This window comes from Denitratisoma sp. agr-D3 (genome assembly GCF_054658675.1).
Map to the genome: position 1 here is coordinate 345,233 of NZ_BAAGIA010000003.1, position 21,953 is coordinate 367,185.

General features: G+C 61.0%; 22 protein-coding genes, 1 tRNA gene and 1 pseudogene. 3 read left to right on the forward strand and 21 right to left on the reverse strand.

Annotated features, from left to right (window positions below; genetic code table 11):
• Nucleotides 1-171: 171 nt before the first annotated feature.
• Nucleotides 172-912, forward strand: a pseudogene (gene cobA / locus ACYQ2U_RS10180) (uroporphyrinogen-III C-methyltransferase); the annotation flags it as partial.
• Between the two features lie 46 nt (nt 913-958).
• Here cobA and ACYQ2U_RS10185 read toward each other — a convergent pair.
• The 19 genes from ACYQ2U_RS10185 to tpiA form a co-directional block, all read right to left on the reverse strand.
• Nucleotides 959-1,522, reverse strand: coding sequence for an NUDIX domain-containing protein (locus ACYQ2U_RS10185; protein ID WP_459950255.1), 564 nt, complete (start codon nt 1,520-1,522; stop codon nt 959-961).
• Nucleotides 1,523-1,527: 5 nt separating this feature from the next.
• On the reverse strand, nt 1,528-1,833 hold the full coding sequence (locus ACYQ2U_RS10190; RefSeq protein ID WP_459950256.1) for a DUF2818 family protein: 306 nt from the start codon (nt 1,831-1,833) through the stop codon (nt 1,528-1,530).
• A gap of 12 nt (nt 1,834-1,845) precedes the next feature.
• Nucleotides 1,846-3,321 carry an NADH-quinone oxidoreductase subunit NuoN gene (gene nuoN / locus ACYQ2U_RS10195; protein ID WP_459950257.1) on the reverse strand — a complete coding sequence of 492 codons (1,476 nt, stop codon included), beginning with the start codon at nt 3,319-3,321 and terminating at the stop codon, nt 1,846-1,848.
• A 19-nt stretch (nt 3,322-3,340) separates the two neighbouring features.
• The gene (locus ACYQ2U_RS10200) at nt 3,341-4,816 is read right to left on the reverse strand and encodes an NADH-quinone oxidoreductase subunit M (RefSeq protein WP_459950258.1); all 1,476 of its coding nucleotides are present in this window, start codon (nt 4,814-4,816) and stop codon (nt 3,341-3,343) included.
• A gap of 16 nt (nt 4,817-4,832) precedes the next feature.
• Nucleotides 4,833-6,848, reverse strand: coding sequence for an NADH-quinone oxidoreductase subunit L (nuoL, locus tag ACYQ2U_RS10205; RefSeq protein WP_459950259.1), 2,016 nt, complete (start codon nt 6,846-6,848; stop codon nt 4,833-4,835).
• 14 nt (nt 6,849-6,862) lie between these two features.
• Nucleotides 6,863-7,180 (reverse strand): NADH-quinone oxidoreductase subunit NuoK, encoded by a 318-nt coding sequence (gene nuoK, locus ACYQ2U_RS10210; RefSeq protein WP_459950260.1) that lies wholly within the window; start codon nt 7,178-7,180, stop codon nt 6,863-6,865.
• Between the two features lie 2 nt (nt 7,181-7,182).
• On the reverse strand, nt 7,183-7,821 hold the full coding sequence (locus ACYQ2U_RS10215; RefSeq protein ID WP_459950261.1) for an NADH-quinone oxidoreductase subunit J: 639 nt from the start codon (nt 7,819-7,821) through the stop codon (nt 7,183-7,185).
• A gap of 6 nt (nt 7,822-7,827) precedes the next feature.
• Nucleotides 7,828-8,313, reverse strand: a complete 486-nt coding sequence (gene nuoI, locus ACYQ2U_RS10220; RefSeq protein WP_459950262.1) for an NADH-quinone oxidoreductase subunit NuoI — start codon at nt 8,311-8,313, stop codon at nt 7,828-7,830.
• 10 nt (nt 8,314-8,323) lie between these two features.
• On the reverse strand, nt 8,324-9,403 hold the full coding sequence (nuoH, locus tag ACYQ2U_RS10225) for an NADH-quinone oxidoreductase subunit NuoH (RefSeq protein WP_459950263.1): 1,080 nt from the start codon (nt 9,401-9,403) through the stop codon (nt 8,324-8,326).
• Nucleotides 9,403-11,736 (reverse strand): NADH-quinone oxidoreductase subunit NuoG, encoded by a 2,334-nt coding sequence (gene nuoG, locus ACYQ2U_RS10230; RefSeq protein ID WP_459950264.1) that lies wholly within the window; start codon nt 11,734-11,736, stop codon nt 9,403-9,405. The genes nuoH and nuoG overlap by 1 nt, the downstream gene beginning before the upstream one ends.
• An 11-nt stretch (nt 11,737-11,747) precedes the next feature.
• Nucleotides 11,748-13,082 (reverse strand): NADH-quinone oxidoreductase subunit NuoF, encoded by a 1,335-nt coding sequence (gene nuoF / locus ACYQ2U_RS10235; RefSeq protein ID WP_459950265.1) that lies wholly within the window; start codon nt 13,080-13,082, stop codon nt 11,748-11,750.
• Nucleotide 13,083: 1 nt separating this feature from the next.
• Nucleotides 13,084-13,557, reverse strand: coding sequence for an NADH-quinone oxidoreductase subunit NuoE (gene nuoE, locus ACYQ2U_RS10240; RefSeq protein ID WP_459950266.1), 474 nt, complete (start codon nt 13,555-13,557; stop codon nt 13,084-13,086).
• 2 nt (nt 13,558-13,559) lie between these two features.
• Entirely contained in the window at nt 13,560-14,813 is a 1,254-nt protein-coding gene (locus tag ACYQ2U_RS10245) for an NADH-quinone oxidoreductase subunit D (RefSeq protein WP_459950267.1), read from the reverse strand.
• Complete coding sequence (locus ACYQ2U_RS10250) at nt 14,806-15,408, reverse strand: NADH-quinone oxidoreductase subunit C (protein WP_459950268.1); 603 nt, start codon at nt 15,406-15,408, stop codon at nt 14,806-14,808. The genes ACYQ2U_RS10245 and ACYQ2U_RS10250 overlap by 8 nt, the downstream gene beginning before the upstream one ends.
• 14 nt (nt 15,409-15,422) lie before the next feature.
• A complete protein-coding gene (locus ACYQ2U_RS10255; RefSeq protein WP_459950269.1) occupies nt 15,423-15,899 on the reverse strand; it encodes a NuoB/complex I 20 kDa subunit family protein in 477 nt (158 codons plus the stop codon).
• Nucleotides 15,900-15,902: 3 nt separating this feature from the next.
• Nucleotides 15,903-16,277, reverse strand: a complete 375-nt coding sequence (locus ACYQ2U_RS10260; RefSeq protein ID WP_459950270.1) for an NADH-quinone oxidoreductase subunit A — start codon at nt 16,275-16,277, stop codon at nt 15,903-15,905.
• A gap of 72 nt (nt 16,278-16,349) precedes the next feature.
• Nucleotides 16,350-16,434: transfer RNA gene (locus ACYQ2U_RS10265), tRNA-Leu, on the reverse strand.
• An 89-nt stretch (nt 16,435-16,523) separates the two neighbouring features.
• Nucleotides 16,524-16,877 carry a preprotein translocase subunit SecG gene (secG, locus tag ACYQ2U_RS10270; RefSeq protein ID WP_459950271.1) on the reverse strand — a complete coding sequence of 118 codons (354 nt, stop codon included), beginning with the start codon at nt 16,875-16,877 and terminating at the stop codon, nt 16,524-16,526.
• A 17-nt stretch (nt 16,878-16,894) separates the two neighbouring features.
• Complete coding sequence (gene tpiA / locus ACYQ2U_RS10275) at nt 16,895-17,638, reverse strand: triose-phosphate isomerase (RefSeq protein ID WP_459950272.1); 744 nt, start codon at nt 17,636-17,638, stop codon at nt 16,895-16,897.
• A 248-nt stretch (nt 17,639-17,886) separates the two neighbouring features.
• On the opposite strand from tpiA, the gene ACYQ2U_RS10280 reads away from it, so the two are divergent.
• Nucleotides 17,887-18,174, forward strand: a complete 288-nt coding sequence (locus ACYQ2U_RS10280) for an HU family DNA-binding protein (RefSeq protein ID WP_459950273.1) — start codon at nt 17,887-17,889, stop codon at nt 18,172-18,174.
• Between the two features lie 99 nt (nt 18,175-18,273).
• Here the strand turns inward: ACYQ2U_RS10280 and ACYQ2U_RS10285 are convergent, their stop codons facing one another.
• Complete coding sequence (locus ACYQ2U_RS10285) at nt 18,274-19,179, reverse strand: recombination-associated protein RdgC (RefSeq protein ID WP_459950274.1); 906 nt, start codon at nt 19,177-19,179, stop codon at nt 18,274-18,276.
• A 138-nt stretch (nt 19,180-19,317) separates the two neighbouring features.
• Here ACYQ2U_RS10285 and ACYQ2U_RS10290 point away from each other — a divergent pair, with 138 nt between their 5' ends.
• Complete coding sequence (locus ACYQ2U_RS10290) at nt 19,318-19,962, forward strand: type II secretion system protein (protein ID WP_459950275.1); 645 nt, start codon at nt 19,318-19,320, stop codon at nt 19,960-19,962.
• A 13-nt stretch (nt 19,963-19,975) separates the two neighbouring features.
• Here ACYQ2U_RS10290 and ACYQ2U_RS10295 read toward each other — a convergent pair whose 3' ends face one another.
• Nucleotides 19,976-21,937 carry a monovalent cation:proton antiporter-2 (CPA2) family protein gene (locus ACYQ2U_RS10295; RefSeq protein ID WP_459950276.1) on the reverse strand — a complete coding sequence of 654 codons (1,962 nt, stop codon included), beginning with the start codon at nt 21,935-21,937 and terminating at the stop codon, nt 19,976-19,978.
• Nucleotides 21,938-21,953 lie beyond the last annotated feature (16 nt).

Consider the following 21,953-nt stretch of genomic DNA (forward strand, 5'->3'; position numbering starts at 1 on the left):
AAGGCCCCCATCCGCCGACACCGTGAAATACGCCTGCTAATCGCACCGGGCGTTTCAGTGGCAAACACTGTTGCAGAATGGGGCAAAGTTCACACGCCACCGCGAAAAAGGGATACTCGGGCTTTGGCATCTTATAACACTTGATTTATGAGTCACCGTGACGCACAACCCGGCACCGTCTACCTGGTCGGCGCAGGCCCCGGCGATCCCGAATTGTTGACCCTGCGGGCCGCCCACCTGATTGCCCAGGCCGATGTGGTCGTCTACGACAACCTGGTGTCCACGGCCGTACTGCAAATGGCGCCGGCCACCTGCCAACGCATCTACGCCGGCAAGCGCCAGGGCAACCATACCCTGCCCCAGGACAAATTGAACCTGCTGCTGGTCGATCTCGCCCGTCAGCACTTGAAAGTGTTGCGCCTCAAGGGTGGCGACCCCTACACCTTCGGCCGCGGCGGTGAGGAGGCCGAAGTGCTGGCGGCACACCACATCCCCTTCGAGGTGGTACCGGGCATCACGGCGGCGGCCGGTATCGCCGCCTATACCGGCATTCCGCTGACCCATCGCGATTACGCCCAATCCTGCGTGTTCGTCACCGGCCATCTCAAAGATGGCTCCATGGACCTGGATTGGGAAGGCCTGGCCCGCACACGGCAAACTATCGCCATTTACATGGGCCTGACCGGCCTGCCCGTGCTCTGCGAACGTCTGATTGCCCACGGCCTGCCTGGCGACTGGCCGGCCGCCATCGTGCAACAGGGTACGACGCCCCAACAAAGGACGGTGGTGGGCACGCTCAATACCCTGCCCACCCTGGCCCAAGAGGCCGGACTACGGGCGCCTACCCTGATCCTGATCGGCCAGGTGGTCGGACTTCGGCATAAGTTGGGCTGGAAAGAGGAAACCTACTGAAACCGGCCTCGCCTGGGCGCGGTTGAGTCCATTCCTGGACGCAGGCCTAGACCGGCAGGGGCCACTCGCCGGAAAAGGTTTTTTCCGCCCACATCAGGGCGGTGATGGTCTTGGCATCGGTGATTTCACCGTCGCGCACTGCGAGCAGGGCATCGGACAGGGAAAGCTCGATCACTTCCAGGTGTTCGCCGTCGTCCAATGAGGCGCCGACAAAGCTCAAGCCGTGGGCAAGAAAGATTTCGATGCGCTCGTTGGAATAACCGATGCAGGGATGCAAGGTGCCCAAGTGGCACCAGTTCTTGGCCTTGTGACCGGTTTCTTCCTTCAGCTCACGCCGGGCGGTGTCGAGGGGGTGTTCGCCTTCATCGATCTTTCCCGCCGGCAATTCAAGAAACACCCGGTGCAGGGGATAACGGAATTGGCGCTCGAACAGCAATTTGCCATTGTCGAGGACGCCGATCACCACCACGGCGCCGGGATGGTCTATCCATTCCCGCAGGCCTTCCTTGCCGCTGGGCAAGCGAACCTTGTCTTGATTGAGTTTGAGGAATATCCCCGAATAAACCGTTTCGCTGGAAAGCTCGGTTTCGATCAGGTCTTCGTCTTGCATTGGGCTCAGGCCCGGCGTTGGCGCCACAGATAGCGCATGGCGAAGCCAGGAAAGGCAAAGACGAAGAACAGGAACAGGGTCACCGCGTAGAACTCCCAATGCTGGGGATAAACACTACCGTGGGCGCGGGACTCCAACAAAGCCGCCAAGAGGCCGACCAAGCCATAACCACAAAGCAGTTCCAGCAAGTGCCAGCCCAGATGTTTCCCCCCGGCAAAGGGGCGGCCAAAGAAAAACAGACGCGTACTGATGAAGGGCAGATTGGCCGCGAGCACGGCCAGGACGACGACAAGGAACTGGGCAGCCGTCATCCTGGAACCGACTTAGAGGGAGCGGGCCAGAGCGAACTGGCAAAGACCGATCACGGACTGGGGGAAAAGCCCCAGCAAGGCCACGGCCAGGCTATTCACGGAGAGCAGCAACTTCATGTCCACGCCAGCCTGCAAGGGGGCAGCATCTTCCGGCTTGTCGAAGTACATGACCTTCACTACGCGCAGGTAGTAGAAGGCGCCGACCAGGGACAGCAGCACCGCGAACACGGCAATGGCGGTGTGGCCAGTAGCGACGACGATGGCCAGCACGGAGAACTTGGCGAAGAAGCCGATGAAGAAGGGGATGCCGGCCATGGAGAACATCAGGATCAGCATCATGGCAGCGAACCAGGGGCTGCGCTTGTTGAGGCCCTTGAAGTCGCTGATTTCCTCGGCTTCAAAACCGGCCCGGGACAGCAGCAGGATCATGCCGAAGGTGGCCAGGGACATCATCACGTAGGCCACGCTGTAGTACATGGCGGTGGTGTAGGCTGCGAAGGCGGGACCACGGTTGTCACCGATGACGCCGCTCATCATGGCCAGCAGCATGAAACCCATGTGGGAAATGGCGGAATAGGCCAGCATGCGCTTCAGGTTGGTCTGGGCGATGGCGGCCAGGTTGCCCAGGGCGATGGAGAGCACCGCCAGGATCAACAACATGGACTGCCATTGCAGGGCCAGTTCGAACATGCCGTACACCAGCAGGCGCATCACCATGGCGAAGGCGGCGAGCTTGGGAGCGGAGCCGAGGAATAGGGTGATGGCCGTGGGCGCGCCGTGATAGACGTCGGGAATCCACATGTGGAAGGGCACGACCCCCAGCTTGAAGGCGATGCCGGAGACGATGAAGACCAGACCGAAGACCAGCACGGTCTTGTTGGCGGCACCGTGATAGAGCACCTGGGCCACACCGCCGACCTCCAGGGTGCCAGTGGCACCGTACACCATGGACATGCCGTAGAGCAGCAGACCGGAGGCCAGGGCGCCCAGCACAAAGTACTTCATGGCGGCCTCGGTGGAACGGGCCGAATCGCGGTCGATGGCCACCAGGGCATACATGGACAGGGACAGCAGTTCCACACCCAGGTACATGGTGAGGAAATGGGCGGCGGAAATCATCACCATCATGCCCAGGGTGGCGAACAGCACCAACAGGTAGTACTCGCCCTTGTCCAGGTTGCGGGCTTGCAGATAGCCACGGCTATAGACGACGACGAAAATCACCGCCAGGTAGGTGAACAGCTTGAGCATGTCCGCCAGGGCGTCGTCCACGAACATGTTGCTGAAGGTCAGCACGGTCTGTTCGCTGAAGGTGCCCACCGTGATGGCGGCGGCGCCGACCAGGCTGGCGATGGTCAGGAAGGGCAGCAACCAACGGTGCTTGGCGCCGGCCAACAGGTCCGCGAAGAGGATGACGCCCGCCATGACGAGCAGGAAGATCTCCGGTGCGGCCGGATAGAGATCGGGGGCTACGAAGTTATTCAGCATCTCGTTCTCGCGCCGTTTCTTACATCAGCTTGCCGGTGGCAACATGCTTGAGCAGGTTATCCACGGAGGCATGCATCACGTCGGTAAAGGGGAAGGGATAGAGACCCATGGCCAGCACGCAGACGGCCAGCACGCCAAGGATCAGGAACTCGCGGTTGTTGATGTCTTCCAACTCGGCCACGTGGTCGTTGGCCACGGCACCGAACACCACGCGCTTGTACATCCACAGGGTGTAGGCGGCACCGACGATCAGCGTCGTGGCGGCGGCGAAGCCGGTCCAGAAGTTGAAATGCACGGCGCCCAGGGCCACCATGAACTCGCCGACGAAGCCGGAGGTGGCCGGCAGGCCGGAGTTGGCCATGGCAAACAGCAGGAACAGGGCGGCGAACTTGGGCATGGTGTTCACCACGCCGCCGTAGTCGGCGATCTGGCGGCTATGCATGCGGTCGTACATGACGCCGATACAGAGGAACATCGCACCGGAAACGAAACCGTGGGACAGCATCTGCACCAGGGCGCCTTCGACCCCCAACTGGTTGAAGATGAAGAAGCCCAGGGTGACGAAGCCCATGTGGGAGATGGAGGAATAGGCCACCAGCTTTTTCATGTCGGCCTGGACCAGGGCGACGAAACCGATGTAGATCACGGCGATCAGGGACAGGCCGATCATCATTGGCTGGAAGAACTGGCTGGCATCCGGCACGATGGGCAGGGAGAACCGGAGGAAACCGTAGGCGCCCAGTTTCAGGGCGATGGCGGCCAGCACCACGGAACCGCCGGTGGGCGCTTCCACGTGGGCATCCGGCAACCAGGTGTGCACCGGCCACATAGGCACCTTCACGGCGAAGGACAGCAGGAAGGCGATGAAGATCAGCTTCTGCACGCCCAGGTCGATGGGCAACTGGTGCCAGTCGAGGATATTGAAGCTGCCGGAACTGGCGAACAGGTAGATGAAGGCCACCAGCATCAGCAGGGAACCGAGCAGCGTGTAGAGGAAGAACTTGAAGGCGGCGTACACCCGGTTCGGACCACCCCAGATACCGATGATCAGGTACATGGGAATCAGGCTGGCCTCGAAGAAGACGTAGAACAACACGGCGTCCAGGGCGGCAAAGATGCCGTTCATCAGACCCGACATGATGAGGAAGGCGCCCATGTACTGGGCTTGCTTTTCCTCGATCACGTCCCAGCCGGCCAACACCACCATGATAGTGATGAAGCTGTTGAGCAGGACGAAGGGCATAGAAATGCCGTCAACCCCCAGCAGGTACTGGATACGGAAAGGCACGATCCACGGCGCCTGTTCCACCAGTTGCATGCCCGCCTGCTTGGCGTCGAAGCCGGCGTAGATGGGCAGGGTCACGAGGAAACCGGCCAAGGCCACACCCAGGGCGAGCCAGCGGGCGGCGTTGCGTCGTTCGGAACCGACAGCGAAGACCAGCAGGGCCCCAAGGATGGGAACCCATATGGACAGACTGAGCAGGTGGGAACTCATCAAATTCTTTCTCTTGTCAGGCGCGGTTGAACCACAGCGTCAGCAGAACGAAGACACCGATAATCATGGAGAAGGCGTACTGGTAGATGTGGCCGGACTGGAACAAACGCACCAAACCGGCAACCCAGCCCACCACCTTGGCGGAGCCGTTGACCACCAGACCGTCGATCAGGGTCTGGTCGCCCGCTTTCCACAAGCCGCGGCCCAACAAGCGGGAACCACCGGCGAAGACCACCTCGTTGAACTTGTCGAAGTAGTACTTGTTGTCGAAAAGGACATACAGAGGCTTGGCAACCCGGGCGATCGTCTCGGGGATCGACGGTTTCACCAGGTAGAAGAACCAAGCCAGAACCACACCGGCCATGGCCAGGAAGAAGGGCAAGGAGGTGAAGCCGTGCAGGGCCATGGCCACTGCGCCGTGGAATTCATGACCGAGTTCCTCCAGGGCCGGGTGCTTCTCCAGATTGATCTGGACCGCATTGCCGAACCAGTCGCCGAACAGCATGGGCTCGATGGCGATGAAACCGATGATCACGGAAGGAATGGCCAGCAGCACCAAAGGCAGGGTCACCACCCAGGGCGATTCGTGGGGCTTCTGACCGGGGGCCAGGCCATGGTGGTGGTCGGTGCTGGCCTCTTCGTCGTCATGGTCGCCATGGTGATCATGATGGTCATGGCCGAAGTTTTCCTTGCCATGGAACACCCGGAAGTACATGCGGAAGGAGTAGAAGGCAGTGATGAAGACACCGACGATCACGCAGAAATAGGCGTAGCTGGCACCGGGCAGATGGGAGGCCTGCACGGCTTCGATAATCGAGTCCTTGGAGTAGAAACCGGCGAAGAAGGGAAAGCCGATCAGGGCCAGGGAACCCAACAGCGAGGTGAACCAGGTGATGGGCATGTATTTCCACAAGCCGCCCATGTTGCGCATGTCCTGGTCGTGGTGCATGCCCATGATGACCGAACCGGCACCGAGGAACAGCAGCGCCTTGAAGAAGGCGTGGGTCATCAGGTGGAAGACGGCCACCGAGTAGGCGGACACGCCCAGGGCAACGGTCATATAGCCAAGTTGGGACAGGGTGGAATAGGCCACCACGCGCTTGATGTCGTTTTGGATCAGGCCGAGGAAGCCCATGAACAGGGCCGTCGTGGCGCCGATCACCAGCACGAAGGACAAGGCGGTTTCGGACAGTTCGAACAGGGGCGACATCCGGGTCACCATGAAGATACCGGCGGTCACCATGGTGGCCGCGTGGATCAGGGCGGAGATCGGGGTCGGGCCTTCCATGGAATCGGGCAGCCACACGTGCAGGGGCACCTGGGCGGACTTGCCCATGGCGCCGATGAACAGGCAAATGCAGATGACGGTAATCAGGGACCAGTCGGTGCCTTGGAACACCTGGGCAGCCAATTGATCCTTGACCGCGAACACATCGGCGTAGTTGAGGCTGCCGGCGTAGGAAGCCACCAGGCCGATGCCCAGCAGGAAGCCGAAGTCGCCAACGCGGTTAACCAGGAAGGCCTTGAGGTTGGCGTAGATGGCGGTGGGACGGGTGTACCAGAAACCGATCAACAGGTAGGACACCAGACCCACGGCTTCCCAGCCGAAGAACAATTGGACGAAATTGTTGCTCATCACCAGCATCAACATGGAGAAGGTGAACAACGAGATATAGCTGAAGAAGCGCTGATAGCCGGGATCTTCCGCCATGTAGCCGATGGTGTAGATGTGCACCATCAGGGAGACGCCGGTCACCACCAGCATCATCATTACGGTCAGCTTGTCGATCAGGAAACCGACCTGGAGACTCAGGCCGCCGGACTCCAGCCAGGTGTAGACCGTGCCGTTGAAGGTATGGCCGGCTTGTACGTCCTGGAAGACCAGGATGGAAAGCACAAAGGCCGCCGCCACCCCGAGGATGGTCACGGTATGGGCGCCGGCGCGGCCGATGGTCTTGCCGAACAAGCCGGCGACGATGGCCCCGAACAGGGGGGCCAGGGGTACCAGCAGGTAGATAGTCTGCATATCCATTCTTGTCGTCTACCTTAGCCCTTGAGGCTATCCAGGTCTTCCACGTTGATGGTCGAAAGATTGCGGAACAACACCACCAGAATCGCCAAGCCAATGGCGGATTCGGCGGCCGCAACCGTCAGGATGAAAAACACGAAAATCTGGCCGGCGGTGTCGTTCAGGTAATGGGAGAAGGCGACGAAGTTGATGTTCACCGCCAACAACATCAATTCAATGGCCATCAGAAGAACGATCAGGTTTTTCCGATTGAGGAAAATACCGACGATGCTGATGGCGAACAGCATGGCGCCGAGGATCAGGTAATGGGACAGGGACAAGGACTGGCTCAACATGATTACTCTCCCTTGGCCGCTTCAGCGGGGACTTCGGCGGGCAGGTCCTTGACGGCCTCCATCTTGACGATGCGCAGACGCTCGTTACGCTTCACCACGAGTTGATCGGAGGGGTGCATGGCCTTGGTGTCCTTGCGCTTGCGGTTGGTCAGCAGCACGGCGGCAACGATGCCCACGGTCAGGATGACGGACGCCAGCTCAAAGGGATACACGTAGTCGGTGAACAAGGCCCGGCCAAGCTCCTTGGTGTTGCTGTAGCCAGGCGCGACGGGGGGCTCGGGCAGGGTGTCGAGGCCGAAATAACGACCGCCCAGCACCATGCTCATTTCCGCCACCATCAACAGACCGATCGTGGCGCCGAAGGGGAGATAGCTCCAGAAGCCCTTGCGCAGCGACTCGATGTTGATGTCCAACATCATCACCACGAACAGGAACAGCACCATCACCGCGCCGACATAGACCACCAACAAAGCGATCGCCAGGAACTCTGCCTGGAGCAGGAACCAGATGCCCGCGGCGTTGAAAAAGGCCAGCACCAGGTAGAGCACGGCATGCACCGGATTGCGGGCGGTGATCACGCGCAGGCCGGCGACCAGCATCACGACCGAGAAAACGTAAAAGAGAAGTGTCTTGAATTCCATGGCGGCTTACCGGAACTTGGCGTCGGCTTCACGATCCGCGGCGATCTGGGACTCATAGCGTTCCCCGTTGGCCAGCAGCATCTGCTTGGTGTAGTACAAATCGCCCCGCTCTTCGCCGTGGTACTCGAACACGCGAGTTTCGACAATGGCATCCACCGGGCAAGCCTCTTCGCAAAAGCCGCAGAAGATGCACTTGGTCAGATCGATGTCGTAGCGGGTGGTACGGCGGCTGCCATCGTCCCGCTCGGCGGACTCGATGGTGATGGCCATGGCCGGGCACACAGCCTCGCACAGCTTGCAGGCAATGCAGCGCTCTTCGCCGTTGGGGTAGCGGCGCAAGGCATGCAGGCCGCGGAAGCGGTGCGACAGCGGCGTCTTTTCCTCCGGATAGAGGACGGTGATCTTGCGGGCGAACAGATAGCGGCCGGTGATGGCCATGCCCTTGAGCAGTTCCTTGAGGAACAGGCTGCCGATAAAGTCCCTGGCTCCCATAATTCCTATCTCACTTCCAGATGTTAAGCGGCGACATCATCCAGACGCCGACGACCAGGATCCAGCCCAGGCACAGCGGCACGAAAACCTTCCAACCCAGACGCATGATCTGGTCATAACGGTAACGGGGGAAAGTGGCGCGAATCCAGAGGAAGAAGAAAAGGAAGGCGCACATCTTCACCAGCAACCAATGGAACCCGTTCCAGAAAATCGGCCCGATCACCGGCAGGTCCGCCAACGCACTCAGGGGGGACGACCAACCGCCGAGGAAGAAGATCGCGGTCATGGCTGACACCAGCATCATGTTGGCGTACTCAGCCAGGAAGAACAGGGCGAAGGACATGCCCGAATACTCGATCATGTGGCCGGCGACGATTTCGGACTCCCCTTCCACCACGTCGAAGGGGGCACGGTTGGTTTCAGCCACGCCGGAGATCAGATAGACCACGAACATGGGCAGCAGGGGCAGCCAGTTCCAGGAAAGGAATTCAACACCGCGGTCGGCGAAGAAACCCTTCATTTGCCCTTCGATGATGTCGGTCAAGTTCAGGCTGTTGGAAACCATCAGCACCACGATCACCGCCAAGCCCATGGCCACCTCGTAGGAAACCATTTGCGCAGCCGCACGCATGGCGCCGAGGAAGGGATACTTGGAGTTGGAGGCCCAACCGGCGATGATCACGCCATAGACGCCGAAGGATGTGATGGCCAGGGCCAGCAGCACCCCGGCATCCACGTTGGCCAACACCCAATCCTTGTAGAAGGGAACGATGGCCCAGGCTGCCAGGGCAGGCGCCATGGCCAGAATGGGGCCGAGGAAGAACAGCTTCTTGTCGGCGCGGGCGGGAACGATGATCTCCTTGAAGATCAGCTTCACGCCGTCGGCAATGGGTTGCAACAGACCCAGGGGACCGACACGGTTCGGCCCGACACGGATGTGCATCCAGGCCAGCACCTTGCGTTCGGCCAAGGTCAGGTAGGCGACGCCCCCCAGCAAGGGAGCGAGAATGCCGACGATCTTGGCCAGGGTCCACACCACCGGCCAGAGGGGGCCGAACAGTGCCTGGCCGCTTTGGATGATTTCGTTCATCACAGTTTCTCCACGGTCAGGGCAGCGAATTGGGCACCCAGTGCCACGGTACTGGCATGGGCAGCGGCGATCCGCAGGGCATTGTCAGGAACCGTGGCGTCGAGCTTGGTGGTCAGCTTGACGCTGCCCTCCCCTTGCTTGACGACGATTTCCGCGCCATCGGCCACGCCGAAGCGGGCCAGGGTCGCCGCACTCACGCGGGCCACCGGTGCGGCAGCATCCTGAGTTGCTTGCAAGCTGGCGGAACGACGCACCAGCGCGTCGCTGAAGTACAAGGGCACATCGGCCACGCGTTCGATTTGCTCGGCGGCCGCCGACAAATCCAGGGTGATGCCACTGAGGCCGTTGTCGAGACCGGTCACGAATTCGGGCTTGCCCGCCAGGACTTCATCCCGCACCTCTTCGCTACTGTTGTAGTCGAAGCCGGGAACATCCAGCAGATTGCCCAGCACGCGCAGCACCTTCCAAGCCGGACGGGTTTCCGCCAAAGGCTTGGTGACGGCATAGAAGCTCTGCACACGGCCCTCGGCATTGACAAAGGTGCCGGAGGTTTCGGAGAAAGGAGACACGGGCAACAGCACGTCCGCATACTCAAGGGCCGCAGCCGACTTGAAGGGGGAAAGCACCACAACGGTCTTGGCCTGCTTCAGGGCGGCCAGGGCGGCGCGGCCATCGGCGGTGTCGAGTTCCGGCTCGACACCCAGCAGCACATAGGCCTGACGCGGCTCGCTCAGCAAGCGTGAGATGTTGCGACCACCCTGTTGGGGCAAGGCCTTGGCAACGTAACCGCCGACACTGTTGGCGGCTTCCGCCAGCAGGCCGAGCTTGACGCCGGTGATGGCGGCCAGTTGTGTCGCCAGGGCTTGCAGCGTGGCGGCCTGGGGATGTTGTTGGGCGAAATTACCCAGGAACACTGCGCCCGAGCGAGCAGAAGCCAGGCTCTCGGCGATCTTGCGGGCATCGGCGCCCACCGTGACATTGGACAGGGCGGCATCGGCGGCCGCACCCTTGATCTCGGCCGCGGCCTTGACCACCTGGGCCAACACGTTGGGCAACAGGGAAGGCTTGACGATGGCCTTGGCGAACAGCTTGCTCAGCAAATCGTCGTCGCTGGCATGGATGACGCTGACCTGGGCGAACTTCTTCGCCACCTGGCGCAGACGTTGGGCCAGCAGGGGATGTTCCTTGCGCAGGAAGGAGCCCACGACCAACACGCGATCCAGTTTGGAAACATCGGCGATCTTCATGCCCAGCCAGGGGGTGCCGGCGCGCTTGCCGTCGGCACGGAAGTCAGACTGACGCAGGCGGAAGTCGATGTTGTCGGAACCGATGCCGCGCAGCAGCTTGGCGGCCAGGCTCATTTCTTCCAGAGTGGCATTGGGGCTGACCAGGGCACCGACACTGTCGCCACCGTGGGTCTTGACCACGTCACGCAGGGCGTGGGACACGTAGTCGAGGGCCACGTTCCAGTCAGCCTCTTTCCACTCACCGCCCTGCTTCACCATGGGCTTGGTCAGGCGATCGGCGGAGTTGAGGCCTTCATAGGAAAAACGGTCGCGGTCGGACAGCCAGCATTCGTTGATGTCTTCGTTCTCCAGGGGCAGAACGCGCAGGACCTTGTCGTGCTTGGTTTGAACGATGAGGTTGCTGCCCAGGCCGTCATGGGGAGCCACCGACTTGCGGCGGGACAATTCCCACGTACGGGCGGAGAAGCGGAAAGGCTTGGAAGTCAGGGCGCCGACGGGGCAGAGATCGATGATGTTGCCGGAAAGCTCGGTGGTCACCGTGTTTTCCACAAAGGGCATGATCTCGGCGCGGTCTCCGCGGAAAGCCTGGCCCATTTCCATGAAACCGGCGATTTCCTGGGTAAAGCGGACGCAACGGGTGCAATTGATGCAGCGGGTCATGTCGGTGGACACCAAGGGCCCCAGGTCCTTGTTGCTGACGACGCGCTTCTCTTCCTCGTAGCGGGATTGGCTGGCACCGTAGCCCACCGCCAAATCCTGCAATTGGCATTCACCGCCCTGGTCGCAGATCGGGCAATCCAGCGGGTGGTTGATCAGGAGGAATTCCATCACCCCTTCCTGGGCCTTGAGGGCCATGTCGGAATGGGTGAACACCTTCATGCCGTTGGTCACCGGCGTGGCGCAGGCCGGCATGGGCTTGGGCGCCTTTTCCACCTGCACCAGACACATGCGGCAGTTGGCCGCGATGGACAGTTTCTTGTGGTAGCAGAAATGGGGAATGTAGGTGCCGGCCTTGTGGGCGGCATCCATGATGGTGCTGCCGTCTTCGACTTGCAGCTGCTTACCGTCGATTTCGATGTCTAGCATGACGGGCCGTATCAGGACTGAGGACTGCGATGGAAGGTACTACCGGCCCATTGCACATCCTTGGGCACCAGACACTGCTTGTGCTCAATGTGATGCTCAAATTCGGACCGGAAGTGCTTGAGGAAGCCGTTCACCGGGAGGGATGCCGCATCCCCCAGGGCGCAGATGGTGCGACCCATGATCTTGGGTGTGATGCTGAGCAACAGGTCCAGGTCGTCGGGACGCCCCAGGCCGTTCTCGATCCGGTGGACGATCTTGTACAGCCAGCCCGTGCCTTCACGACAGGGGGTGCATTGACCGCAGGACTCCTCCCAGTAGAAATAGGACAGCCGCTCCAGGGCCTTGACCATGCAGACCGTCTCGTCCATGACGATCACGGCGCCGGAACCCAGCATGGAGCCCGCCTTGGCGATGGAGTCGTAATCCATGGTGCAATCCATGATCACGTCCGCAGGCAGCACCGGCGCAGAGGAGCCGCCAGGAATCACCGCCTTGAGCTTGCGCCCGCCACGCATGCCGCCGGCCATTTCCAGCAGCTTGGAGAAGGGGGTGCCCAGGGGAATTTCATAGTTGCCCGGCTTGTTTACATGGCCGGACACGGAAAACAGCTTGGTGCCGCCGTTGTTGGGCTTGCCCAGATTCAGGAAGGCTTCGCCCCCCATGCGCAGGATGAAGGGCACGGAGGCGAAAGTCTCGGTGTTGTTGATGGTGGTGGGACGACCATACAAACCGAAACTGGCGGGGAAAGGCGGCTTGAAGCGGGGCTGGCCTTTTTTGCCTTCGATGGATTCCAGCAGGCCGGTTTCCTCGCCGCAGATATAGGCGCCGTAACCGTGGTGGGCGAACAGGTCGAAACTGAAGCCAGAACCCTTGATGTTCTCACCGAGGAAGCCGGCGGCACGCGCCTCGTCCAGGGCAGCCTCAAACCGCTGGTACAGCTCGAAGATTTCGCCGTGGATGTAGTTGTAGCCACGGGATGCGCCCATGGCGTAGCCGGCGATGATCATGCCTTCGATCACGGAATGGGGATCGAAACGCATGATGTCGCGATCCTTGAAAGTACCGGGCTCGCCTTCGTCGGTGTTGCAAACAACGTACTTGTCGCCGGGAATGCCCTTGGGCATGAAGCTCCACTTCAGCCCGGTGGGGAAACCCGCGCCACCGCGGCCGCGCAGCACGGATGCCTTCATGGTGGCGATGATGTCGTCCGGCGTGGTTTTTTCCGCCAGAATCTTGCTCAGGGCTTCGTAGCCGCCCCGGGCCATGTATTCCTTGATGCCCCAACCGGCATCGCCCTTGCCCCAACCAGCGGACAGCACGGGATTGATGGTGTCGATCAGCGCCATCTCACTTGCACTCCGCTAAAAGTTTGTCGATTTCCTCGGGGTGCATGGAACAGCACATCCGATGATTGTTGACGATCATCACCGGTGCATCGCCGCAAGCGCCCATGCACTCGCTTTCCTTGAGGGTGATGCGGCCGTCGGCCGTGGTCTCGTTGAAGTCGATGCCCAGCTTCTGCTTGAGGTATTCGGCGGCATGCACGCCACCGGACAAGGCACAAGGCAGGTTGGTACACACGGACAACTTGTATTTGCCCACGGGCTCCAGGTTGTACATGTTGTAGAAGCTGGCCACTTCATAAGCCGCCATCGGCGCCATTTCCAGATACTTGGCGACGAACTCGATGGTTTCCGGGGCCAACCAGCCCTTCTCTTCCTGGGCAATGGCAAGGGAGGCCATCACGGCGGATTGCTTTTGATCCGCCGGATACTTGGCGACCTCGCGGTCGATTCTCTTAAGGGATTCCTGGCTCAACATGATTATCTGTCAATCTCGCCGAACACGACGTCCATGGTGCCGATGATGGTCACGGCATCCGCGATCATGTGCCCCTTGCCCATTTCATCCAGCGCTGCCAGATGGGCGAAGCCGGGGGCCCGCAACTTCATGCGATAGGGCTTGTTGGCCCCGTCGGAAATCAGATACACGCCGAACTCACCCTTGGGATGCTCCACCGCGGCATAGGCTTCGCCGGCGGGAACGTGGATGCCTTCGGAGAAGAGCTTGAAGTGGTGGATCAGCTCTTCCATGTTGGACTTCATCTTTTCCCGGGCGGGGGGCGCAACCTTGTGGTTGTCGGCGATGACCGGACCGGGATTCTTGCGCAACCAATCGATGCACTGCTTCATGATGCGCACGGACTGGCGCATTTCCTCGACGCGGACCAGATACCGGTCGTAGGAGTCACCGTTCACACCGACGGGAATGTCGAAGTCGAGGCGGTCGTACACTTCGTAGGGTTGCTTCTTGCGCAAATCCCACTCAATGCCGGAGCCGCGCAGCATGGCGCCGGTGAAGCCCATTTGCAGCGCACGCTCGGGAGACACCACGCCAACGCCGACGGTGCGCTGCTTCCAGATCCGGTTGTCGGTCAGCAGCTCTTCGTATTCGTCGATGTAGGCGGGGAAACGGTTGCAGAAATCATCCAGGAAGTCCAGCAGGGAGCCTTCCCGCGCCTCGTTCAGGCTGCGCACCTTCTCCGCATTCTTGAACCGATTGACCTCGTACTTGGGCATGCGATCGGGCAGGTCGCGATAAACGCCGCCGGGACGATAGTAGGCCGCATGGAGACGGGCGCCGGAAACCGCCTCGTAGGCATCCATCAGGTCTTCCCGATCACGGAAGGCATAGAGCATCACCGCCATGGCGCCGATGTCCAGCGCGTGGGTACCGATGTTCAGCAGGTGGTTGAGGACACGGGTCACCTCGTCGAACAACACCCGGATGTACTGGCCGCGCTCGGGCACCGTGATGCCCAGCATCTTCTCGATGGCCAGACAGTAGGCATGCTCGTTGCACATCATGGACACGTAGTCGAGACGATCCATGTAGGGAACGGACTGAATCCAGGTACGAGTTTCAGCCAGCTTTTCCGTCGCCCGGTGCAGCAGACCGATGTGAGGATCGGCACGCACGATCACTTCGCCGTCCAATTCCAACACCAGACGCAACACGCCGTGAGCGGCCGGGTGCTGGGGACCGAAGTTCAGGGTGTAGTTACGAATCTCAGCCACGGCCGCCTACTCCACCATAATTGTCTTCACGCACGATGCGCGGCGTCACCTCGCGAGGTTCGATGGTGACGGGCTGATAGATCACCCGTTTTTGCTCATCGTCGTAACGCATCTCGACATAACCGGAAATCGGGAAATCCTTGCGGAAGGGGTGGCCGACGAAACCGTAGTCGGTCAGGATGCGACGCAGGTCGCTATGCCCCTCGAAATGGATGCCGTACAGATCAAAGGCCTCGCGTTCGTACCAGTTGGCGCTGTTCCAGACATCATTGACCGAAGGCAGGACGGGAAAACCATCGTCCTCCGCAAAGACGCGCAACCGCAGCCGCACGTTGTGGGCAACGGAAGTCAAATGGGAAACTGCGGCAAAACGCTTGCCCTGCCAACCTTCGTAGCCGGAATAATCCACGCCACACAGATCGATCAATTGCTCAAAGGCCAGGTCAGGATGATCACGCAGGGTCTTGGCCACATCGAGGTAATCGGCCGCAGCCACCTCGATGGTCACCTCGCCCAAAGCCACCTTGCTTGCCTGGATGCGACCACCCAGCACCGCCTTCAGACTCTCGCTCAGCTTTTCAAGCCGGATACTCATGCTCGGCTCTCCTGTCAGCGGGCAATGGTGTTGGTACGACGAATCTTGTTCTGGAGCTGGATCACCCCATAGATCAAGGCTTCGGCGGTGGGGGGACAACCAGGCACATAGATGTCCACAGGGACGACGCGGTCACAGCCGCGCACGACGGAGTAGGAATAGTGGTAGTAGCCACCACCATTGGCACAGGACCCCATGGAAATCACCCAGCGGGGCTCGGGCATCTGGTCGTATACCTTGCGCAGGGCGGGAGCCATCTTGTTGGTCAAGGTGCCCGCCACGATCATCACATCGGACTGACGGGGACTGGGACGGAAGAAGGAACCGAAACGATCGAGGTCGTAACGGGAACAACCGACGTGGATCATTTCCACCGCACAGCACGCCAGACCGAACGTCATCGGCCACAGGGAGCCGGTGCGGGTCCAATTGATGAGCTTGTCCAGCGACGTGGTGACAAAGCCCTCCTGGAAAACGCCCTCAATACTCATGATTTATTCCCAGTCCAGTGCACCCTTGGCCCAGGCATAGACATAGCCCACCACCAGGATGCCGAGGAAAACCAGCATTTCAACAAAACCGAACATCTTGACCGCCTCGGTATTGACGATTTCCTTGAAGATCGTCGCCCAGGGGAAGAGAAAAGCGATTTCCAGATCGAACAAAATGAAAATGATGGCGATCAGGTAATAGCGCACGTCGAATTGCATGCGCGCATCCTCGAAGGCCTCGAAACCGCATTCGTAGGCGGAGGTTTTTTCACTGTCGGGACGGTGGGGGGCGAGAATACGCCCCAGAAGAAGAGGAACGCAGCCGAACAATAAGCCGACCACTGCAAAAACCAAAACGGGGAAGTAGTTTTCCAACATAACGAGAGCGGAGCAAACCGCAGATTTAATTCCCAACTTGATTGAAAGGAACGACTCGAACGACTACTTACATGGTGCCGACGGCGAGACTCGAACTCGCACAGCTTTCGCCACTACCCCCTCAAGATAGCGTGTCTACCAATTTCACCACGTCGGCACAGGCACCCTTCAGGGCGGCGCGAATCATATCACCGAAGCCGCACAAAAGGAACTTTTGTCACACGTAAAGCGCTACGCCAAGCCTGCTTATTTGGGCACGTCGCTGGCTTTGGAACCAGCAGCGGGAGCCGCTTCCGGCGCGGGAACCGGGGCGGGAGCAACATTCGCGCGATCCATCACGCTCGCCGGGGCAGCGGCGGAACGACCGTTGGCGAGATAGGCCAAGCCGAGGCTGGTCGCAAAGAAAATGGCAGCCAGCACCGCAGTAGCACGGGACAGAAAATTGGCGGAGCCCGTGGCACCAAACAGGCTACCGGAGGCGCCACTGCCGAAGGCGGCGCCCATGTCGGCGCCCTTGCCGTGCTGAAGCAGCACCAGCACGATGACACCAATCCCAACCAGAATGTGAACCGTCAAAACCAGGGAATGCAGAAAATTCATATCAAGACCTCAAGAAATCAAGCAGCGGCGCAAATGGCCAAAAAGTCCTCAGCCTTCAACGATGCGCCACCAATCAAACCACCATCAACATCCGGACAAGAAAACAGTTGGGCAGCACTTTCCGGTTTAACGCTACCCCCGTACAAAATCTGCAAGCCGGCCGCCACCTTACCATCGGCCTGGGCGACACGGTGCCGAATCAAGCCATGGACGTCCTGGGCCTGCTCCGGCGACGCCGTCTTGCCAGTGCCAATCGCCCATACGGGCTCATAGGCCACCACGCATCGAGCCAGGGCGGCGACGCCGCAATGCCCGATGACCGCATCCAACTGGCCGAGCACGATTGCCTCGGTCTTGCCGGCATCGCGCTGAACCAGGGTCTCCCCCACGCACACCACGGGCCGCAGCCCCGCCTTCAGGGCAGCGGCGGTTTTGGCCGCGACTTCGGCATCGGTTTCGCCAAACAGGGTACGCCGCTCGGAATGCCCCACCAACACATATTTGCACTGGAGGTCGGCCAACATCGGCGCACTCACCTCGCCAGTAAAGGCACCATCGGCAAACGCAGAAACATCCTGCGCCCCCCACGCCACCGCCGAACCACCCAGCACGGAACGCGCTTGCGCCAGATAGACGTAGGGCACGCAAACCCCGACCTCGACACCTCGTCCAGCGGCATTTTTCACGGCGTGCAGCAAACCCAGATTGGAGGCCAGACGGCCGTGCATCTTCCAATTGCCGATAACGAGGCGCTGTCTCATGGGAAGGGGAACTCGGTGGAGGGCATATCAAAGGGCCGGAATTTTAGCCGTCAAGCGACTGGGGGGTCAATGAAAATGCACGACACCATCTCTGGAAAGGCCCTCCCCGCCTGCGTTTTTCTCCACCACCTTGCGCAAATCCTCTCATGGTGCGGAATTTCGCATATAGCGCTTGCCACGGCCAGACAATACGTGGTTAAAATCGCATTCAGGTCATGTGACCTTCACCCACTGGAAAGGAAGTGATTATGAATAAAGCGGAACTGATCGAAATCGCCGCCAAAGAGGCTGACATCAGCAAGGCTGCCGCCGGCAAGGCCCTGGATGGCATCATCAATGCCGTCGTCAAGGCCGTCTCCAAGGGCGACACCGTGACTCTGGTTGGTTTTGGCACTTTCAAGTCTGCCAAGCGCGCTGCCCGTACTGGCAAAAACCCCCAAACCGGCGCATCGATCAAGATTCCCGCCACCACCGTTCCCAAGTTCACTGCTGGTGCAGGGTTCAAGACTGCGGTTGCTGGCAAGAAGAAGAAGTAAGCTTTTTACTTCTTCAACGAAAAAGCCCGTCTTCGGACGGGCTTTTTTCTTGGTCGATCGCGAGATCGACGACTACTTGGGCCGGAGGAAACAGCGGCGTCAGGCTTCCGCTTCGCCACCCAAGGCTGCCAGCAACGCCGGCAGAAAGCGGGAAAACTCTCCCGCCATGATGGCCAGGTCAGCCTCGAACAGGGCGCCTTCGGCATCCCCGGCCTGCTGCTCGGATTGCTCCTTGAGCACGTCCAGAAAAGCCAGGCGCTTGACGTGCATATCCTCGGTCAAAACAAAGGACACCTTGTCGTCCCAGGTCAGGGCCAAACGGGTCGCCTTCTTCCCCGCCTCGATGTGGTGGCGCACCTCCTCCACGTCCAGGGAGTGCCGGCAATAACGCACCGTGGCCTTGTCTTCCAGGGGCGAGCGCAATTCGCAATCCTGGTCGATGCTGAACCCGGCCGGCGCATCGCCCTCCGCCAGCCATTGGGTCATGGCCGTGGACGGCGCCAGGGCCGTACGCAAGGGCAGCAAGGGCAAGGCATCCAGGGCCAATTTGAGCTGCTCGACCACTTCGTCGGCCTTGGCGGCGCTGGCAACATCGATGCCCAACCAGCGCCCCACGGGGTCGATCCAGACATAGGTGAGCCGGCGCCGGACGAAGGCCCGGGGTAGCAATTCGGCCGTCACCTGTTCACGGATTTCCCGCAACTGGCCACGCCCGGGTTTGTAGCCCTGCTGCTGTTCCAGGGCATCCACCCGTTCCGCCACATGCTGGCGCACCACGGATCCCGGCAGCAGACGCTGCTCGCTACCGAGGGCAATCAACTGCTGCCGCCCCACGGAAATCACCATCTCGCCTTCGATACCCCGGGGCGGCACCCAGCCGTGACTTTGCAGGTCGGTCGCCCCGCAGGGCTGGAACCGCGCCTTGTCCAGCAGGGTCGTCAATTGCTCCAGGTCGTATGTCCAGCCCGCATCCAGGCGGAAAGCACGCAAATTACGAAACCACATAAATCAGCAGATCCAACAAAAATGTCCGGCCTCGCGGACTGGCCGGCAAGTATACGCGAAGCCCTTCCCCAACCCGGGAAATGACATGGTGATATCCTGAGCCTCTTCGTTTTCCCTCCATAACGCAAGGAGAGCGGCATGCCCGGCACGCAAAAGGGATTCACCCTGGTGGAAATCGCCATCGTCCTCGTCATCATCGGCCTGCTGTTGACGGGCGTGCTGAAGGGCCAGGAACTGATCAACAGCGCGAAGGTGAAAAACCTCGCCAACGACTTCCGCGCCGTTCCGGTGTTCATCTACGGCTATCAGGATCGCTTCAAGCGCCTGCCCGGGGACGACCCTGCCGCCGACGACAGCCGCTTTTCCGGCTTCAAGAAGGCCGGCGCCGGCGGCCAGACCCAGGGCAACGGTATCATCGAAGGGCAATGGAACAGCACCGACATCACCAGTGAGAACGTCCTGTTCTGGCAGCATGTCCGGGGTGCCGGATTCGCCGCCGGCTCCATCGACTTTTCCAACGCCGCCAAGGCCAGCCTGCCCGCCAATGCCGAAGGGGGCCAACTGGGGGTGCAGATGTCCGCACCGATTGTCGGCATGAGCGGCAACTACTACCTTTGTTCCAGCGGCATCAACGGCAAGCTGGCACAGCAATTGGATCTGACGCTGGACGATGGCGCCCCCGACAAGGGCACCGTGCGCGCCCAGGAAACCTGGGACAGCAGCAAGGGCGGCGATGCCGCCTACGGCGACGGTAAGTCCTTCACCGTCTGCATGGCAATCTAGGCCTGACGGCCGATTACTTTCCCCGCAGCAGGCGGGCCTCGCCGGCGGTCAAGGCTGCCGGCACCCCCAGCAACACCACCACGTCGCCGACCATCAACAAGGACTCGTTGCTGCCCCGGCTGCCCCGGCGGCGCACCGCGGATACCGAACAACCGAGTTGCCCCAGCTCCAGCTCGGCCACGGCCTGCCCCAGGGCAAAGGAGCCTTCGGTCAGGGTGACGGCATGCAAGCGGGGCTGGCTGGCCTCGTCCAGATGATCGACATCGGTGGCGCCATGGAAAAACCCGCGCAACAGGACATAGTGCTGCTCCCGCAATTCCCGCAGGCGACGGATGACCCGCGACATGGGCACCCCCAGCAGGGCCAGGGCGTGGGTCGCCAGCATCACGCTGGATTCCAGTGCTTCGGGCACCACCTCGGTGGCGCCCGCGGCGGCCAGGCGCTCCACGTCGCTGTCCTCCAGGGCCCGCACCACCACCGGCAAGTCGGGGCGCAGTTCGCGCACGTGATGCAGCACCCGCTGGGCCGCGTGACGGTCGGAAAAGGTGATCACCAGTACGTTGGCGCGACCGATGCCGGCGGCGATCAAGGTCTCGCGTCGCGCGCAGTCGCCGTAGGTGACGGTCTCTCCGGCCACGGCGGCCTCCCGCACCCGATCCGGGTCGAGATCAAGGGCCATGCAGGAAATGTTCTCCTGCTCCAAAAAGCGGGCCAGGTGTTGCCCGGTCCGGCCATAGCCGCAAAGGATGGCGTGCTTTTCGGTGCCCATGGAACGGGCCGCGATCTGGGTCAACTGCATGGAGCGCAGCAACCACTCCGACGCCACGAAGCGCAGCACCAGCTTGTCCGAAGCCTGAACGATGAGGGGCGCCAAGAGCAAGGACAGCACCAGGGCCGCTAGCACCACCTGGAGCACGGGCGTTTCGGCCAAGTGTTCCTGCCGCACCTGGGCGAGCAGCACGAAGCCGAATTCGCCGCCGGCGCACAGCCACAACCCGCTACGCAAGGCAGTCCCGGCGCTGGAGCCGAACAGACGGGACGCTCCCCAGGCAATGCCGAGCTTGGCCCCGAGCAACAGCACCAAGACCAGTAGCACCCAGGGCAATTGATGGAACACCACCGAAGCGTCGAGGAACATGCCGATGGTGACAAAGAAAAGACCCAGCAAGACATCGCGGAAGGGCTTGATGTCCTCTTCCACCTCGTAGCGGTACTCGGTTTCCGAAATCAGCATCCCCGCCAGGAAAGCCCCCAGGGCCAGGGACAGGCCCGCCTGCTCGGTGAGCCAGGCCAAGCCCAGGGTGATCAGTAGCACGTTGAGAATGAACAACTCGGCGGACTTACCCCGGGCCACCACGAAAAACCAGCCGCGCATCAACTTCTGGCCCAGGAACACCACCACCACCAGGGCAAGAACCGCCTTGCCCAGAGCCAGAGACAGGGTTTCCGCCATTTCCCCGGCGGTCTGGGACAGGGCCGGCACCAGGATCAACAGGGGCACCACGGCCAGGTCCTGGAACAGCAACACCCCCATCACCTCCTGGCCGTGACGGGAGTCGAGCTCCTGCCGATCCGCCAGCAGACGCGACAAGACAGCGGTGGACGACATGGACAGGGCGCCGCCCAGGGCGAAGCCGGTTGCCCAGGGCAGGCCGAAGCCCCGGGCCAGCACCATGGCAAGCAGCAGGGTCGCCACCACCTGCACCGCGCCCAGGCCGAAGACGATGCGCTTCATGGCGAACAGGCGCGGCAGGGAAAACTCCAGGCCGATGGTGAACATCAGGAAGACCACGCCGAACTCCGCCAAGTGGCGGGCCACTTCCGTGTCCGGCACCCAATTGAGGGCCTGGGGCCCGATCAATGCCCCCACCAATAGATAACCCAGCACCGGCGGCAAATTGAGGCGGCGGAACACCACCACCACCGACACGGCGGAAGCCAGCAGGATGAGGACGAGGGTCAGGGCGGAATCCATCGGAGGCAATCCGGGG